General features: G+C 59.9%; 14 protein-coding genes and 1 pseudogene. 10 read left to right on the top strand and 5 right to left on the bottom strand.

All coding sequences use genetic code 11. The features are described from left to right. Positions 1-123 precede the first annotated feature (123 nt). From WM94_RS10370 to WM94_RS10355, 4 genes are all read left to right on the top strand, one after another. Positions 124-873, top strand: coding sequence for an SDR family NAD(P)-dependent oxidoreductase (locus WM94_RS10370; protein ID WP_061551123.1), 750 nt, complete (start codon positions 124-126; stop codon positions 871-873). Positions 874-948: 75 nt separating this feature from the next. Then, positions 949-2,247, top strand: coding sequence for an MFS transporter (locus tag WM94_RS10365; RefSeq protein ID WP_013973350.1), 1,299 nt, complete (start codon positions 949-951; stop codon positions 2,245-2,247). Between the two features lie 23 nt (positions 2,248-2,270). Continuing rightward, on the top strand, positions 2,271-3,119 hold the full coding sequence (locus WM94_RS10360; protein WP_061551122.1) for a transketolase: 849 nt from the start codon (positions 2,271-2,273) through the stop codon (positions 3,117-3,119). Then, positions 3,116-4,114, top strand: coding sequence for a transketolase family protein (locus WM94_RS10355; RefSeq protein WP_015271019.1), 999 nt, complete (start codon positions 3,116-3,118; stop codon positions 4,112-4,114). Before WM94_RS10360 ends, WM94_RS10355 begins: the two co-directional genes overlap by 4 nt. 165 nt (positions 4,115-4,279) lie before the next feature. Here WM94_RS10355 and WM94_RS10350 read toward each other — a convergent pair whose 3' ends face one another. The 4 genes from WM94_RS10350 to WM94_RS10335 are packed head-to-tail and all read right to left on the bottom strand — an operon-like array spanning position 4,280 to position 7,122. Further along, the gene (locus tag WM94_RS10350; protein WP_015271020.1) at positions 4,280-5,014 is read right to left on the bottom strand and encodes an amino acid ABC transporter ATP-binding protein; all 735 of its coding nucleotides are present in this window, start codon (positions 5,012-5,014) and stop codon (positions 4,280-4,282) included. Beyond that, entirely contained in the window at positions 5,001-5,648 is a 648-nt protein-coding gene (locus tag WM94_RS10345) for an amino acid ABC transporter permease (protein ID WP_013973354.1), read from the bottom strand. The genes WM94_RS10350 and WM94_RS10345 overlap by 14 nt, the downstream gene beginning before the upstream one ends. Next, positions 5,649-6,314 (bottom strand): amino acid ABC transporter permease, encoded by a 666-nt coding sequence (locus WM94_RS10340; RefSeq protein ID WP_003258372.1) that lies wholly within the window; start codon positions 6,312-6,314, stop codon positions 5,649-5,651. Between the two features lie 22 nt (positions 6,315-6,336). Continuing rightward, a complete protein-coding gene (locus tag WM94_RS10335; protein WP_013973355.1) occupies positions 6,337-7,122 on the bottom strand; it encodes a transporter substrate-binding domain-containing protein in 786 nt (261 codons plus the stop codon). Positions 7,123-7,384: 262 nt separating this feature from the next. Between WM94_RS10335 and WM94_RS10330 the strand changes: the two genes are divergently transcribed. From WM94_RS10330 to WM94_RS10315, 4 genes are all read left to right on the top strand, one after another. Continuing rightward, a complete protein-coding gene (locus WM94_RS10330; protein WP_061551121.1) occupies positions 7,385-8,071 on the top strand; it encodes a FadR/GntR family transcriptional regulator in 687 nt (228 codons plus the stop codon). A gap of 167 nt (positions 8,072-8,238) precedes the next feature. Beyond that, positions 8,239-8,550 carry a hypothetical protein gene (locus tag WM94_RS10325; RefSeq protein ID WP_061551120.1) on the top strand — a complete coding sequence of 104 codons (312 nt, stop codon included), beginning with the start codon at positions 8,239-8,241 and terminating at the stop codon, positions 8,548-8,550. Positions 8,551-8,721: 171 nt separating this feature from the next. Then, on the top strand, positions 8,722-10,968 hold the full coding sequence (locus WM94_RS10320) for a bifunctional diguanylate cyclase/phosphodiesterase (RefSeq protein ID WP_061551119.1): 2,247 nt from the start codon (positions 8,722-8,724) through the stop codon (positions 10,966-10,968). Next, complete coding sequence (locus WM94_RS10315) at positions 10,965-12,554, top strand: PAS domain-containing methyl-accepting chemotaxis protein (RefSeq protein ID WP_061551118.1); 1,590 nt, start codon at positions 10,965-10,967, stop codon at positions 12,552-12,554. Before WM94_RS10320 ends, WM94_RS10315 begins: the two co-directional genes overlap by 4 nt. Before the next feature lie 30 nt (positions 12,555-12,584). Here WM94_RS10315 and tssM read toward each other — a convergent pair. After that, positions 12,585-14,570 (bottom strand): annotated as a pseudogene (gene tssM / locus WM94_RS10310) (type VI secretion system membrane subunit TssM); the annotation flags it as partial. Between the two features lie 128 nt (positions 14,571-14,698). Between tssM and WM94_RS28950 the strand changes: the two are divergent. Together WM94_RS28950 and WM94_RS28945 are read left to right on the top strand one after the other, a co-directional pair. Then, entirely contained in the window at positions 14,699-15,625 is a 927-nt protein-coding gene (locus WM94_RS28950; RefSeq protein ID WP_218188721.1) for an RHS repeat-associated core domain-containing protein, read from the top strand. Continuing rightward, positions 15,616-16,047, top strand: a complete 432-nt coding sequence (locus WM94_RS28945) for an SMI1/KNR4 family protein (protein WP_082810546.1) — start codon at positions 15,616-15,618, stop codon at positions 16,045-16,047. The genes WM94_RS28950 and WM94_RS28945 overlap by 10 nt, the downstream gene beginning before the upstream one ends. Positions 16,048-16,058 lie beyond the last annotated feature (11 nt).

Below are 16,058 nucleotides of genomic sequence, written 5' to 3'. Positions count from 1 at the left end.
GAATTTTTTTCAGCACCGGGTGAAGGAGGCAGCGTTGCTCGGGGTGCTGTCCGGGACGAAGCTGTGCCTATCGGTTCTGCCTGGAACCGCCGCTCACAACAACAACCATCTGGAGCACCTTCGATGCTGTTAACAGGAAAATTTGCCGTGATCACTGGCGCGGCCTCTGCCCGCGGCATCGGCCGCGCAACAGCCCAGGCGTTTGCCGCTCAGGGCGCCAAAGTCGCGATCCTGGACCTGGACGCCTCCGCCGCGACCGAGGCTGCCGCTTCACTGGGCGAAGGCCACCTCGGCTTGGCTGCCAACGTTGCCGATGAAGCACAAGTGCGTGATGCCATCGCTCAAGTGCTCGCGCAATTCGGTCGGATCGACGTGCTGGTAAACAACGCCGGTATCACTCAACCGGTGAAAACCCTGGAAATCACAGGGGCCGACTATGACCGGATTCTCAACGTGAACCTTCGTGGCACATTGTTGATGTCCCAGGCGGTGATCCCAACCATGCGTGCGCAACGCGCCGGCAGCATCATCTGCATGTCCTCTGTGTCTGCCCAGCGTGGTGGCGGCATCTTCGGTGGCCCTCACTACAGCGCGGCGAAGGCTGGCGTGCTTGGTTTGGGCAAGGCGATGGCCCGCGAGCTGGGGCCGGACAATATTCGCGTCAACTCGATCACGCCAGGCCTGATTCACACTGACATCACCGGTGGCCTCATGCAGGATGAGCGCCGTCACGCCGTCATCGAAGGCATCCCCTTGGGCCGTCTGGGCGAGGCGCGCGATGTCGCCAATGCGGCCTTGTTCCTGGCCAGTGACCTGTCCAGCTACCTGACGGGCATTACCCTGGATGTCAACGGCGGGATGCTGATCCACTGAGCACCCGGTGCATCGTGACCTGCACCCGAGCCCGGCGCAGGCCACGCGTTCGATAACAACAAGAGATCAGAACGAATGACCACATTAGCGCTCGATGCGGTATCCGCCGCACGCAGCAGTGCCTACCGTAAAACGGCCTGGCGACTGATGCCTTTTCTCATGCTCTGCTACCTGTGCGCCTATCTGGACAGGGTCAATGTCGGCTTTGCGAAGCTGCAGATGATGGACGACCTGGCCCTTTCCGAAGCGGTCTACGGGCTGGGCGCCGGCATGTTCTTCATTGGCTACTTTCTCTGCGAGGTGCCCAGCAACATCATTCTGCACAAAGTGGGCGCTCGACGCTGGATCGCTCGCATCATGATCACCTGGGGCATCATCTCGGCGATGTTCGCCCTGGTGGAGACAGCCTGGCAATTCTATACCCTGCGCTTTTTGCTGGGGATCGCCGAAGCAGGCCTGGCACCAGGGCTTCTGCTGTACCTGACCTATTGGTTCCCGTCTTACCGCCGGGCGAAGATGACCGCGCTGTGGTTCATCGCGATTCCGCTGTCGGGCATGATCGGCGGCCCCTTGTCGGGTTGGATCATGGAGCGCTTTGCCGGCGTTCACGGCTGGGCGGGCTGGCAGTGGATGTTCCTGCTCGAAGCCATCCCCACGGTACTGGTGGGCGTTCTGGTGCTGAGCTACCTGAAGGATGGCGTCGATCAGGCTCACTGGTTGAGCGACGAAGAAAAAGCCCTGGTGCGCAAGGAGCTGGCTGAAGACGAACAACACAAGGTAAACCACGGCTCGGTGGCCGACTTCATCCGCGACCGTCGGCTCTGGTTGCTGGCGGGCATCTACTTCTGCGTAGTGATGGGCCAGTACGCAATCACGTTCTGGCTACCCACACTGGTACGCAATGCCGGCGTCAGCGAACCTTTGCACATCGGCCTGCTGACCAGCCTGCCGTACCTGTGTGCCATCGTCGCGATGCTGTGGGCCGGGCGCAGCGGCGACCGTCACCGTGAACGCCGCTGGCACCTGGCGATCCCCATGTTGATCGGTGCACTGGGCCTGAGCCTCGCCGCAGCACTGGGCAGCAGCCTGACGCTGTCGATCCTCAGCCTGTGCCTCGCTGCGGCTGGAGTGCTATCCGCCTCTTCACTGTTCTGGATGCTGCCCACCACGCTGTTGGGAGGTGTATCGGCGGCGGCAGGCATCGCGGCGGTGAACAGTTTCGCCAACCTCGCCGGCTTCTGCTCGCCCTACCTGATCGGCTGGGTCACTACCACCTTGGGCAGCAATGCCATCGGCATGTATCTCATCACGGCCGTACTCATGTTTGGCGCCTTCCTGGTGTCGCGAGTACCGGCCCATCTGGTCAATCGTTGATTCGATAAAAAGGAGTCACTTCAATGACTGCTGTGCCTACCTACACCGAGGCGCTGCCGCTGGCTGTGCGCGCTCGCAATATCCGCCGCCACGCATTGCGCATGGGGCAAGTCCAGGGCCAGGGCTATGTCGGCCAGGCGCTGGGCGCCGCCGACCTGCTGGCGGTCGCGTATTTCCATGCGCTGCGCCTCGACCCCGGCAACCCCGAATGGGAGCAGCGCGACCGCTTCTATCTGTCCATCGGGCACTACGCGATCGCCCTCTATGCCGCACTGATCGAGGCCGGCGTAATCCCCGAGGAGGAGCTTGAAACCTACGGTAGCGACGACAGCCGCTTGCCCATGTCCGGTATGGCTGCCTACACCCCAGGCATGGAGATCACCGGTGGCTCGCTCGGCCACGGCTTGGGCATCGCCGTCGGCGCTTGCCTCGGGCTCAAACGCAAGGGTTCGGACAGCTGGGTCTACAACCTGCTGTCCGATGGCGAGCTCAACGAGGGCTCGACCTGGGAGGCCGCCATGTCGGCCAGCCATTGGCGCCTGGACAACCTGATCGCCATCATCGATGTGAACAACCAGCAGGCGGATGGCCATTCCAGCGAGGTACTGGCCTTCGAGCCAATCGTCGACCGTTGGCAAGCCTTTGGCTGGTTCGTTCAACGCGTGGACGGCAATGACCTGGATGCGCTGGCCGGCGCCTTCGACCAGGCCCGCGCCCACACCGGGGCGCAACCGCGCGTGATCATATGCGATACCCGCATGGGCAAAGGCGTGCCTTTCCTGGAAAACCGCGACAAGACGCACTTCATTCGCGTCGATGAAAACGAATGGGACCTCGCCCTCAAGGCGCTGGACGCCGGGAGCCAAGCATGAGCACTGTGAACTCACCCAAGAAACGCCTGACCACCTCGGCCATGATCGCTTCGATTGCCGCCGACGGCCAGCCGACCCGCCCTGCCCCGTTTGGCCATGCCCTGGCAAGCCTTGCCGAGCAACGTCAGGATATTGTTGGGCTAAGTGCCGACCTGTCCAAGTACACCGACCTGCACATCTTCGCCAAAGCCCACCCCGAGCGCTTCTATCAAATGGGCATGGCCGAACAGTTGCTGATGAGCGCCGCTGCCGGTATGGCACGGGAAGGCATGACCCCCTTTGCCACCACCTATGCGGTGTTCGCTTCCCGTCGGGCCTATGACTTCATCTGCATGGCAATCGCAGAAGAGAACCTCAACGTCAAGATCGTCTGCGGGCTGCCTGGCCTGACCACCGGTTATGGTCCTAGCCACCAGGCCACGGATGACCTGGCCATCTTCCGGGCGATGCCCAACCTGATGATCGTCGACCCCTGCGATGCGCTTGAGATCGAACAGGCTGTGCCAGCGATCGCCGCCCATCAGGGGCCGGTCTACATGAGGCTGCTGCGCGGCAACGTACCCTTGGTGCTCGATCGCTACGATTACCAGTTCCAGCTGGGCAAGGCACAGGTGCTGCGCGGTGGCCGGGACGTGCTGTTGATAGCCAGCGGCCTCATGACCATGCGCGCGCTGGAGGCTGCCGAGCAGTTGCAAAAGGACGGAGTGGACGTGTCGGTACTGCACGTGCCTACCATCAAACCGCTCGATGAACAGACCATCCTCGCCGAGGCACGCAAGCCTGGTCGCCTGGTGGTCACTGCGGAAAACCACTCGATCATAGGGGGCCTGGGGGAAGCTGTGGCCGGCGTACTGCTGCGCAACGGGGTCACACCAACCTTCCGCCAGATCGCGCTACCGGATGCGTTTCTCGATGCAGGGGCACTGCCGACTTTGCATGACCGATACGGGATCTCCACTGACGCTGTGTCGAGGCAGATCAAGGCATGGCTTTGACCGTAGCCGTGGGTCAAACCTGAAGCGCGGCGGATGCAAGCGTGATGGATACCTGGCCCATGACAAAGGCACACCGCAGCCCCTGGGATCCAGGCAATGATGAAAAATGCTCCGTAACATTCGATACGGAGCATTTTTTGGGGCGACGAAACCTGCAGACGCCACCTAACCTCCTGCCACGCTACCGATGAAATTCGCCAGCTCAGCTGTTCGGGGCGCCGCAAAAACCTCGCGTGGATGGCCAGTCTCGTGGACCTTGCCTTGATGCATGAAGACCAGCTTGTCACCGACTTCCCGGGCAAAACGCATTTCGTGGGTGACCATGATCAGGGTCATGCCTTCACTGGCCAGTTGGCGCACCACACCGAGCACTTCGTTGACCAACTCGGGGTCGAGCGCCGAGGTGATCTCGTCGCACAGCAACACCTTTGGCGACATGGCAAGCGCCCGGGCAATCGCCACCCGCTGCTGCTGGCCGCCAGAAAGGCGGTCCGGGTAGGCGTCGAACTTGTCGCCCAGTCCAACCCTGGCGAGCATCTGCTCGGCCAACTGGCGGGCCTCGGCCTTGCCGGCCTTCTTCACCACCTGGGGCGCAAGCATCACGTTCTGGCCCACTGTCAGGTGAGGGAAGAGGTTGAACTGCTGGAACACCATGCCAACCTTCTGCCGCAGCGAGCGCAAGTCGGCGCGGCCGGCATCCAGGTATTCGCCGTCCACCTCGATCACCCCATCGCTGATCGACTCCAGGCCGTTGAGGGTACGCAGGAAGGTACTCTTGCCGGAACCGCTACGGCCGATGATGGCGACCACCTCGCCCTCCTCGATCGCCAGGTCGACACCCTTGAGCACATGATTGTCGCCGTAGTACTTGTGCAATGCAGACACTCTAAGCAGGGGCATGCAGCCTCCTCTCCAGGTAACGGGCGCTCAGCGAGAGCGGGTAGCAAAGGACGAAGTAACCCACGGCCACCAGACCGTAGATCAGGAACGGTTCGAAAGTGGCGTTGGCCAACATGCCGCCGGTCTTGGTCAGCTCGGTGAAACCGATGATCGAGGTCACCGCCGTGCCCTTGACCACCTGCACCGAGAACCCGACAGTCGGCGCGACGGCAATGCGCAGGGCCTGGGGCAGGATGACGTGGCGCAACTGCTCCAGACGGCTCATGGCCAGGCTGCCGGAGGCCTCCCACTGGCCATGTGGTATGGACTCGACGCAGCCTCGCCAGATCTCGGCGAGAAAGGCACTGGTGAACAACGTCAAGGCGATGGCCGCCGCCATCCAGGCCGAAACATCGATGCCGAACAGGGCGATGCCGAAAAACACCATGAACAGCTGCATCAGCAGCGGCGTCCCCTGGAACAGCTCGATGTAGCTCCTGGCCGCGCCACGCAGCATCCGGCTATCGGAGATTCGCGCCAATAGCAGCAACAGCCCGGCAATACCACCGCAGACGAACGCCACCAGCGACAGCAGCAAGGTCCATTGCAAACCTGCGAGCAGGTTGCGCACGATGTCCCACAAGGTGAAATCCATTCAGCGTCTCCCCGTCAAAGCGCGCCGGCCTATCCATGCCAGCAGTTGGCGCACCAGGATGGCCATGACCAGGTACAGAGCCGTGGTCAGCAGGTATGTCTCGAAAGCCCGGAAGTTGCGCGACTGGATGAAGTTGGCAGCGAACGACAGTTCTTCTGTGGCGATCTGCGAGCACACCGCCGACCCGAGCATTACGATCACGATCTGGCTCGACAGGGCCGGCCAGACCTTGGCCAGTGCAGGTTGCAGCACCACATGGCGAAAAGCCTCGAAACGACTCATGGCCAATGCCGCCGCAGCCTCCAGTTGCCCTCTGGGAATGGCCTGGATACCCGCCCGAATGATTTCGGTGGAATAGGCCCCAAGGTTGATCACCATGGCCAGTACCGCCGCCTGCCATTCCGTCAACCGAACGCCAAGCGAGGGCAGGCCGAAGAAGATGAAGAACAACTGGACGATGAAGGGCGTGTTGCGGATCAGCTCCACGTAAAGGCCGAACAGCGCATCGAACGGCCGTAGTCGCCAGGCGCGCACCACCGCACCCAGCACACCGATGGCCACCCCGAACAGGGTGCCGATCAACGTCAGCTCTAGCGTGAACACAGCCCCTTCGAGCAGCAGGCCGCCTTGGGCCAGCACAGGGGAAAAGTCAAATTGATAGGCCATGGGTCGGCGACTCCAGGGCCGTTCAAAGGTCGGCCGGCAATGGCTGCTTCAGCCACTTTTCGGCATTGCGGTCGAGGCTGCCGTCGGCCTTGGCCGCATTCAGAGTGGCGTTGACCTTCTCGAGCAAGGCCGGCTCCTGCTTGGCCAGCCCCACGTACACTGGCGAGTCCTTGAGCTTGACCTTCATGACCGGCACCTTGTTCGGGTTCTTCTCGGCAATGACAGCCATTACCACGCTGCCGCTGGCGATCAGCTCGACCTGGCCCGACAGGTAGGCGGCGATGGTCGAGTTGTTGTCCTCGAAGCGCTTGATGACCGCACCCTGAGGGGCGACCGCGGATAACTCCATGTCCTCGATCGAGCCACGCGTGACACTGATGGTCTTGCCGGCAACGGCACCGATATTGTCGATCGACGTCTCGGCCGGCCCGAACACTGCCAGGTAGAACGGTGCGTAGGGGCGGGAAAAATCGATCACCGCTTCCCGCTCCGGGTTCTTGCCCAGGCTGGAAATCACCAGGTCGACCTTTCCGGTAGTGAGGAACGGAATGCGGTTGGTGCTGTTGACCGGGGTCAGCGCCAGCTTGACGCCGAGCCTGTCAGCCAGTAGCTGCGCGGTGTCGATGTCCAGGCCGCGAGGTTTGAGGTCCGGCCCCACCGAGCCGAAGGGAGGGAAGTCCTGGGGTACGGCTACCTTGAGCACGCCCCGGGCAGTGATGTCGGCCAGCGCATCGGCCTGGGCGTGGGAAACGCTCATGACGCCGCCACAAACCAGGGCGGCCAGAAGCAAGGAACGGATGTTTTTCATGGAAAATGCCTCGGGTGCATGCGAAGAAGTTGCCTAGCCCGAAAAGCACAGGCCGTGCCAGTGTTGCCCGGCAGCCCCGGAATACGCTTTCGCCCCTTGGCATCACGCGGTCTTACTGGTCTGAACAGCTAGCGCCTACCCTCTGCCATCGCCCCCCTTTCGTGCAGCCACCTGCCCCGCTGCGTCAGCATGGGGCGATACTTGCCAGGCAACCGGTAAAGCCTTTAAAAAGCGCAGACCCCTTGCCAGCTGGTCTGAACAGATGCTCGAGACACTCCCCCGCGCAGTTCCGGAAATCGCCTTGCAGGCTATCCGCAAACTGATCCAGGAAGGCGACTACCAGCCCGGTGATGCCCTGCCCTCCCAACGTGACCTGGCAGAGCAGTTGGGTGTAAGCCGCGCGTCCCTGCGCGAGGCGCTGTCCTCCTTGAGCGCCTTGGGGCTGGTGAGCGTACAACCGGGCAAGGGGGTATTCGTCCAGGCGCCGCCATCCGCCACCGGCTTCTCCTGGCCCTATGCCGAACAGGTATCCGCCGTCGATACCTTCCAACTGCGCTATGCACTCGAAGGGTTTGCCGCCGGCTTGGCGGCGCTGTACCTGACGGCAGCAGACATCGATGCGCTCGAAGCCAATGTCGAGTCGATGCGCCAGGAGCTGCGTGCCGGCAATTTCGAGGCCGCAGCGCGCCTGGACTTCGCCTTTCACCGCCGCCTGCTGGAAGCAAGTGGCAACCACGCCATGCTGCAGGTGATCACCACCAGCCAGGACATTTTCCTGGAGAGCCAGAAGCTGCCTTTCATTCGCCCTGAACGCGCCATGGAGACCTGGCAGGAACACCGCAAGATCCTGCGCCAGCTTGCCCGTGGCAACCAGGCCGGGGCACAGCGTGCAATGCAGGAGCATATCCGCAACGCGGCATCGCGCACGAACGTGGTGTTCCCATGTTGACTGGTCAGCCAAACACCGGAATACCAGGCCAGCGACCCCGTGCATGACAACACACGGCAACATCACCCTCACAGGGTAAGTGGAAAGGCTTCAGCATTGACCTGAATCAGTCAAACGCCATGGGCGGTGTTGTAAACAGCACACCAAACATATGGGAATGCAGTTTGATGAGCGAGTCCAACCAGGCAACCAGAATTATCTGCAACAATCTTGAGCTGGCCGATCAATTGCGCCAGTTGTTGGCGCCTGTAGCACCCGATTGCGAGGTGCTGAGTACGCCTGGCAATTGCAGCGTCGCCCCGCTTTGCCGCTGGCTCGGTGAAACCCAGTTGGGCTCGGCTGGGCAGATACAGGCTGCCTTGCTGGATGCCACCGAGGTTCTCGAACAGACCCGACACGCCTTCAAATCCCGCGAACTGGGGCTGCTGCGGCGACGCCTGGTTGCATTGCTGGATAAATTGTCGGAAGATCCCCAGTGATGTGAATGTGCCATCACCAGGTTCCGCCCTGCGGGAACCGGCTTTGCCGAGCAGGATAATAGGCCTGAAAGACGAAGCGCCGTGACAACAAGTTCTTGAGCAGAACTTGTTGCCACGGCGCTTTTTTTTGTTCAGCAAAAAGGAATCTTCTCCAACACCGGGGGGATGTGAATGAAGGTGACAAAAGACCTCGAGGAATTACTCAAGCGTATCCGTCTCGACCATGCGGAGATTGTCGAACGCTTTCGCTTTCTCGACTGGAGCGCCGAAGATGCCAGACGACTAGGCGTAGCAGCTCAGTACATGGCCCCGTCCCAGCAAGCTTTCGTCGACCATCTGTACCGTCACCTGGCGGAATTTTCCACGCCGTCCGCGTTGCTTCGCACGCCGGAAGTCACCGCCCGTTTGAAGCAGAGCCAGGCTGAGTATTACCAGCGCTTGTGGAGCGGCCCCTACGATGAAACCTACGTCAACGGCCGCCTGCGCATCGGTGTGATCCATCAGCAGATCGGCCTGGAGCTGAAGTGGTATCTCGGCAGCTATCGGCTTTACCTCGACGACATGCTTGAAAGCGTGTTCGGCGACAGCCCGGATGCCACGCTGTATTCCAGCCTGTTGAAGGCAGTGTTCTTCGACATGACGCTAGCCATCGATACCTACAGTGCGGCCCAGCACAAGGCGCTGGAAGATAGTGAGGCTCGCTTCGCCCGCGCGCTGCGCGGTGCCAACGACGGGCTGTGGGACTGGCATGTAGATCAGGACCGGCTTTACGTTTCAGAGCGTTGGGCCAGCATGCTTGGCCTCAGCCGCGACAGCATCGGCGAGAGCAGTTCCAGTTGGTTCGGTCGCGTGCACCCGGACGACCTGCCCGATTTTCGCCATGCCATCGATGCCCATCTTCAAGGGCAGACATCATCCGTTCACCACGAGTACCGTATCCGCAAGCACAACGGCGACTACATCTGGGTCCTCGTGCGAGGGGTCGCCGAAATGACCAACCCTGGCGAGCTACGCATGGCTGGCTCGCAGTCTGATATCAGTGCACGCAAGGATGCCGAGCAGCGCCTCCAGCATACCGCCCAGCATGACCCGTTGACCGGCCTGGCCAACCGCATCCGGCTTGACGAGCAAATGCAGAAGACCTTCAGGAAGCAGCGCAAGGGCGGTGACTACGAAGCGCTGCTGTTCATCGATCTGGACCGCTTCAAGTTGATCAACGATAGCCTCGGCCACAACGTCGGTGATCGCGTGCTGGTGGAAGTGGCAAGGCGCTTGAAAGAGTCACTGCGCCCCACTGACCAACTGTTCCGCTTCGGCGGAGACGAATTCATCGTTTTGCTTCACGACCTCACCTGCGACCGCGACGCCGAGCAGATATCCCAACGCATCCTCGACAACCTGCACCAACCGCTGCACATGGACGGTCGAACCCTGGTGGTCAGCGCCAGCATCGGCATCGCTCCGTTGCACGACAATGGCAAAGCCCTGGATGTGCTGCAGGCTGCCGACCTTGCCCTCTACCGAGCCAAGTCTGCCGGCAAGGCGCGGTACGCCCACTACGACGAAACATTGCAAGATACCGCGCAGCAGCATCTGGAACTGGAATCCGCGCTAGGCCAGGCACTGCAACAGAATGAATTCGAACTGTACTACCAACCGATCTATCACCTGGACCAAGGGACACCTCTGGTGACCGGGGTCGAGGCGCTGTTGCGGTGGCGCCATGGCGAACGCCTGATCTCGCCACTGGAGTTCATCCCTGCGCTGGAGGAATCGGGAGAGATCATCCGCGTCGGCGAATGGGTACTGCGCCAGGCCTGTCGGCAGGCCCGGGCCTGGCAACTGGCCGGGCATGAGCGCCTGCGCTGCTCGGTGAACATTTCCAGCACGCAATTGCAACAAGCCGACTTCACCCTCCGGCTGATCGATATCCTCCAGGAAAGCGGCCTGCCTCCCGCCAGCCTGATCCTGGAGATCACCGAAAGCCAACTGATGCACGACGACATGGACACGCTGGCCTGTCTGCATGAGCTGACCAGCCTTGGTGTTCTGCTGGCGCTGGACGATTTTGGCACGGGTTACTCCTCGCTCGGCTACCTCACGCGCTTTCCGCTGCACATCCTCAAGCTCGACAAGAGCTTCATCACCGGCGTTCCTTACGAGAACAAACAGAGCGCGATCAGCCAGGCGATCATCGTTCTCGGCCGTAGCCTCGGCCTGGAAGTAGTGGCCGAAGGCATCGAGAGTTCGGCGCAACTCGAATTCGTGGTCGGTGAAGGCTGCCACTACGCCCAAGGCTACTGGTTCAGCCGGCCACAACCCGCCGCTCAGATACAACACCTGCTCAGCACAGAAGACCGTTTCGAAGGAAGCGCAGTTACCCGGCGCGTACCTGTCAGTTCAGGAGAAAAACAATGAAAACCAATCTTCCGGTCAGTGGTCGTGCCGTCGAATTCAGCGCAAACGCGAACATTCTTTCAACAACCAACCCAAAGGGCGCCATCACTTACGTCAATCCCGACTTCATCAACATCAGCGGGTTCAGTGAAGCCGAATTGCTCGGCGTCAATCACAACATCGTGCGCCACCCGGACATGCCGCCAGAAGCTTTTGCGCATATGTGGCAGACACTCAAGGATGGGCGCTCGTGGATGGGGCTGGTAAAAAATCGCTGCAAGAACGGTGACCACTACTGGGTCAGCGCCTATGTCACGCCGATGCAGCGCAATGGCGAAACAGTGGAATACCAATCGGTTCGCACGCTACCGGCCAAAGCGCTGGTGGAGGCTGCTGAACATCTCTATGCACAGTTGCGTAGTGGTAAAAAGACCAACTGCCTGCGTATGTCACGGCTGTCCGTCGGCATGCGCCTGGCACTTGCCAGCACTGGCGTGAACCTGCTGTGCTTTGCTGCCTTGGGCTTGCTGGGTGCGTTGCCCTGGAGCCATGCCGCTTTCTCCATGACGCTATCGAGCTTGCTGCTTGGCGGCGTGTTGCGCTTCAGCCTGCGCCCCCTCGACGCCCTTGCCCGAAAAGCCAGGAAGATCGCCGACAATCCGCTGAGCCAGATTCTCTACAGCGGCCGCCGCGACCAGTTTGGCCAGATCGATTTCACCCTGCAAATGCTCGAAGCCGAGACCCGGGCAATAGTCGGACGCATTGCCGATTCGTCCCGCCAGTTGAGCAAGGAAGCCGAAGAGCTTCTTTCTGCAGTGGACAACAACAATTGCGCGACCCTCCGCCAGCAGGGGGAAACTGCCCAGGTTGCCAGCGCAATAACCCAGATGGCCAGCAGTGTGCAGGAAGTGGCGCGCAACGCTCAGCTCACCGCCAGCGCCGCGAACCTGGCCAACCAGGAATCCGACCGCGGCCACCAACTGGTTGAGCAGACCCGCCAGCACATTGATAGCCTCGCCAGCGAAGTGCAACAGACCAGCATGGTGATTCATCAACTGGAACAGCATGGCAATGAAATTGACCGCGTACTCGAGGTCATTCAAAGCATCGCCGAACAGACCAACCTGCTTGCCCTCAACGCCGCCATCGAGGCTGCCCGCGCTGGAGAGGCGGGCCGGGGTTTCGCGGTGGTCGCCGACGAGGTGCGCGGGTTGGCTTCGCGGACTCAGCAATCCACTGCTCACATCCAGGGCACCATCGACACCCTGCGGCGTTCCACGGGGGATGCCGTGCTTGCGATGCAGCGCAGTCACAGCAAGGCCGGTGTCAGTGTAGAACAGGCACTGCTGGCTGCCCGGGCGCTGGACGGGATCACCCAGCGCGTAGATGAAATAAGCGGCATGAGCGTGCAGATCGCTGCCGCCGTAGAGGAGCAGAGCGCGGTGGGTGACAGCATCCAGTGCAACCTGGCCGATATCAGTCAAACCACCCAGAAAAGCGTGCACGCCAGCAACCAGAGTCGAACCACTGCCGCCCATGTCGCCAAGCTGGCCGAGCGCCTTCAACTGCTGTCGGCGCAACTTTGGGGGCGCCAGCGCAATGGGTGACCGGTTCGCACCGTACTCCCAAGCCAACCCTCACAAGCCGGCCTGCGTGGTCGGCCCCAGCTTGGGCGACTTCTGCAACAACCCTCGTGGCAACTGGAAACCTTTGAAAGGCTCTTGGGTTATAGGGTTGAAGGCTTTCTGCGCGTTAAGCCTGTAGCGCATCACGCCATCGCCGGTCCTGAAGCTCAGGTCCACGCTGGTCGCCGTGCGCCCATTGAGCGAGCCACGGCTGAGCAAGCGGAACATCGACCAGGGGCCACGGTACTCAAGGCTGCTGCTGTTCCCGTTCTGCCGGAGCAAGGTCAGGTTACTGCGCACCTGCTGCCCCAAGGTATTGGGCCAGACGATACCGGTGATCTGGCTCGGGCCATGGGTGTAGGGAATCAATTGGCCGTCCAGGTCCAGCAAGCTTGTACGCTGGTTGGCACTCAGGCCCAACGGCTCGATGCTGAACTGCACACTCAGGTTGCCGCGCTGATCAAAGAAGGTCTCGCGGATACGATCTGCCCGCTCCAGCTGTTCGAGCACATCACTGCGGATCAGCGACTGCCCCTGCTGGCCGGCCTGCAGGGCTTCGAGGTTATCCCTCAGGAAGACCTTCAGGTATTGATCATGGAACTGCTGCAGCCGCCCCTTCGGCCCGAAGAAGGCCTCAAAGTCGTCCAGCGAGGCGTCGGGAGCCTTCACGACGAAGGGGTAGCGCCCTGCCAGGCGCTGCTGGAAGAAGCTGTATACCTCGGCGTCCCAGCGTCGCTCCAATTCGCGCAGGGCTTCGACATTCAGCACCTGTGCTGTTTGATCGGCCATCTTTCTGACCTGTTGGTTGATCGGTTCCGGTAAGCCGGTGGCCACCCGCTGCAGGGTGCCGATGGGGTCTTGCCCTGTCATCGAGAATCGCTGATGCACGGCCTGCAGGGCAGCCTTGCCTCGGTCGGGGCTGTCCTGCACCGCCTTGGCGTAGTCGTGCACGGCCGCGATGGCACCAAGAGTTTCATCGTAGTAGCTGGGTTTCTCACCGGTTGCCTGCAGCATGGCACTCAGCCCGGCAAAGGCCCGCTGAATGGCCCAGGCCTGTTGTTGATCAGGCCTGCCACTTGTCGGCTGCAACGCTTCGACCTCCCCGGCTGCCTCAGCGACAACGGCTGATGAAAGCGAAGTGTTGTCCCTCACTGTGTCCAACAACCGATGCAGGGGCGCTGCTGGCCCGGTCAACTGCTGCAGGATCGCTACGCCATGATCCAGGTCGTGGAAGTCAGCCACCGAAAAGGCATTCAAGGCACGACGCCAACTGTCAATGAAATCGGCGCTGTACAGGTTACGTAGCCGCTCGCCCAGTGCCTCCCGGTCGGCATCCGAGTAATCGAGCTGGCCACGCTCTCCAAGTGCCCACTGGTCGATCATGGCCATATCTGCAAACCGCTGACTACGTGGTTCGAAGTACTCTTTGAAGCCCTTGGCGGTGAGCATCGGCGCTATCAGGACACCCTCCCCCTGCCTGAAGCCGGGTGAGGACTGATACACCACATCGAACGCTGGCCCCACCTGATGACGCAGGTCCAGGCCGGCATTCAACTGCTCTCCAGCCTGCTGTTTCAGGCTCGCGTACACCCGCTCTGGCAAAGGTACCTTGCGCAGGACCTGCTGCACCTCTGCAATACGCTGGCGATACTGCGGCAGATCGGTATCGGCATAGGCCAAGGCATACTGCAGGTGCCGCATGAGGTCGCCTTGCAATTGCCCCTGCCCGGGGAACTTCTGTTGCCACTGGCGCGCCATCCAGTCCTCGACCCATTCGGGGCGGCGGCTCTGGCGGTCCTCCAGCATTCGATAAACCCGAAGCGCAGCCATCTGCTGTTCACTGCCCGGCGGCGCAGCGTCCATGGCATCGATCACACCGCTGGCCAAGGCTGGCAGAAAGCGCCTGGAGAGCAAGCTCAGGTAGGCCTCGTCGACGCGAGGGCCAATGGCGCGCCCCTGATACAAGCCTAGGTCGGAAACACCCGGCCAAGCGCTACCGCTATGACCGATTTGGGCGATTGTGCGAAAAAAGGATTGGAAGTAACTGGGTACAGCACTTCGAGTACGACGCCGAACAACGCCTGATATGCGTAGACCAGTACCGCAGCGGTGAGCGTGAACGTGTTATGTTCCGATACGATCCTCTGGGAAGGCGAATCAGCAAGGAAGTTTATCAAAGCGATCACTCGGAACCTCGTCAGCGAGTCCTGTTTCACTGGCAGGGATTACGCCTATTACAGGAAATTCAGAGCGGCCTATCTAGTCTATACGTTTACACCAGTCCTAAAAGCTATGAGCCTTTGGCTCGAATTGATGGGGGTTACGGAAAAGAAAGCATCCAGCATTTCCACACTAATCTGGCAGGCCAACCTGAACAGCTGACCGACGAAAGCGGCGGCACTATCTGGCGCAGTGACTATTGCGGCTGGGGGGAAATTAAAGAGCAATGGCAAGATCAAAGAGAATCGCGAGAGCAAAATTTGCGAAATCAAGGACAATATCACGATCGCGAAATCGGACTTCATTACAACACATATAGATTTTACGACCCAAGCATTGGTCACTTCACCCAACCTGATCCCATAGGGCTTTCCGGAGGTATAAATTTTTATCAATACGCCCCCAATTCAATTAGTTTCGTCGACCCATTAGGCTTAGCCTATGATCCAATTTCTGCATTACTAGAACTTGGTTTCACAGGTGTAGAGCAGACACAGAGCGGTGGCCTTGACTACAGAAACAGCAATGCACTTTACACAAAGAAAAATATCAACCCTGTGGTAACCATTGAATATACCGGGGATTATGCGCTGGATGCGCAGGCAGCAAACACCAAAGCAGGACTGAATCAAAAATCAACTCCTAGGGGCTATGTATGGCATCACGTTGACGACTATAATGCCCAGACCAATCGCGGGACCATGCAGCTTGTAAAACAGACCGCACACCTCGGGATAACTCACAATGGAGGCGTAAGTCAGTACGCAGCCGTGACAGGCAAAAGGTATACACATCCAGCCAGATTTTCTAAAGGAGCAAAACCGTGCCCGTAAAATTGATAGAAAGTGAACAACCCATATCCACAAGCGACTTTCTTGAATTCACAAAATCAATAGATGCACACCCAACAAGTGAATTCATGAACTTTTATCTGACCAACAACGGCGGATTCATTGATGATAAACAACACACCGAATCCGAGCTTCTAATAAATAGCTTTTTATCAATAAAATATGGTGAAGCCACGATAGAAAACGTCTACAAACAACTAGTCAAAAGCACCCCTTCGCTAGCCGGACTCATACCATTTGCCTATGACGACTGCGGCAACCTATTCCTACTATCAACAAATAACGATGATAATGGCCGCGTTTACCTATGGTTACCAAGCGAGAGCGAGAAACTCCCAATTTCTGACACATTCAATTGTTTTCTTCATATTCTCAGCTCTACACGAAGGGGCCACCATGAATAATAAAATTCAAT

Origin of the sequence: Pseudomonas sp. ABFPK (genome assembly GCF_001586765.1) — a bacterium.
GTDB lineage: Bacteria > Pseudomonadota > Gammaproteobacteria > Pseudomonadales > Pseudomonadaceae > Aquipseudomonas > Aquipseudomonas asiatica.
This window is presented reverse-complemented; position numbering and strand designations above follow the sequence as displayed.

Bases quoted from the DNA above. Each gene is read 5' to 3' on its own strand.
- WM94_RS10370 (WP_061551123.1), top strand. From the start codon at position 124: ATGCTGTTAACAGGAAAATTTGCCGTGATCACTGGCGCGGCCTCTGCC.
- WM94_RS10365 (WP_013973350.1), top strand. From the start codon at position 949: ATGACCACATTAGCGCTCGATGCGGTATCCGCCGCACGCAGCAGTGCC.
- WM94_RS10360 (WP_061551122.1), top strand. From the start codon at position 2,271: ATGACTGCTGTGCCTACCTACACCGAGGCGCTGCCGCTGGCTGTGCGC.
- WM94_RS10355 (WP_015271019.1), top strand. From the start codon at position 3,116: ATGAGCACTGTGAACTCACCCAAGAAACGCCTGACCACCTCGGCCATG.
- WM94_RS10350 (WP_015271020.1), bottom strand. From the start codon at position 5,014: ATGCCCCTGCTTAGAGTGTCTGCATTGCACAAGTACTACGGCGACAAT.
- WM94_RS10345 (WP_013973354.1), bottom strand. From the start codon at position 5,648: ATGGATTTCACCTTGTGGGACATCGTGCGCAACCTGCTCGCAGGTTTG.
- WM94_RS10340 (WP_003258372.1), bottom strand. From the start codon at position 6,314: ATGGCCTATCAATTTGACTTTTCCCCTGTGCTGGCCCAAGGCGGCCTG.
- WM94_RS10335 (WP_013973355.1), bottom strand. From the start codon at position 7,122: ATGAAAAACATCCGTTCCTTGCTTCTGGCCGCCCTGGTTTGTGGCGGC.
- WM94_RS10330 (WP_061551121.1), top strand. From the start codon at position 7,385: ATGCTCGAGACACTCCCCCGCGCAGTTCCGGAAATCGCCTTGCAGGCT.
- WM94_RS10325 (WP_061551120.1), top strand. From the start codon at position 8,239: ATGAGCGAGTCCAACCAGGCAACCAGAATTATCTGCAACAATCTTGAG.
- WM94_RS10320 (WP_061551119.1), top strand. From the start codon at position 8,722: ATGAAGGTGACAAAAGACCTCGAGGAATTACTCAAGCGTATCCGTCTC.
- WM94_RS10315 (WP_061551118.1), top strand. From the start codon at position 10,965: ATGAAAACCAATCTTCCGGTCAGTGGTCGTGCCGTCGAATTCAGCGCA.
- WM94_RS28950 (WP_218188721.1), top strand. From the start codon at position 14,699: ATGTTCCGATACGATCCTCTGGGAAGGCGAATCAGCAAGGAAGTTTAT.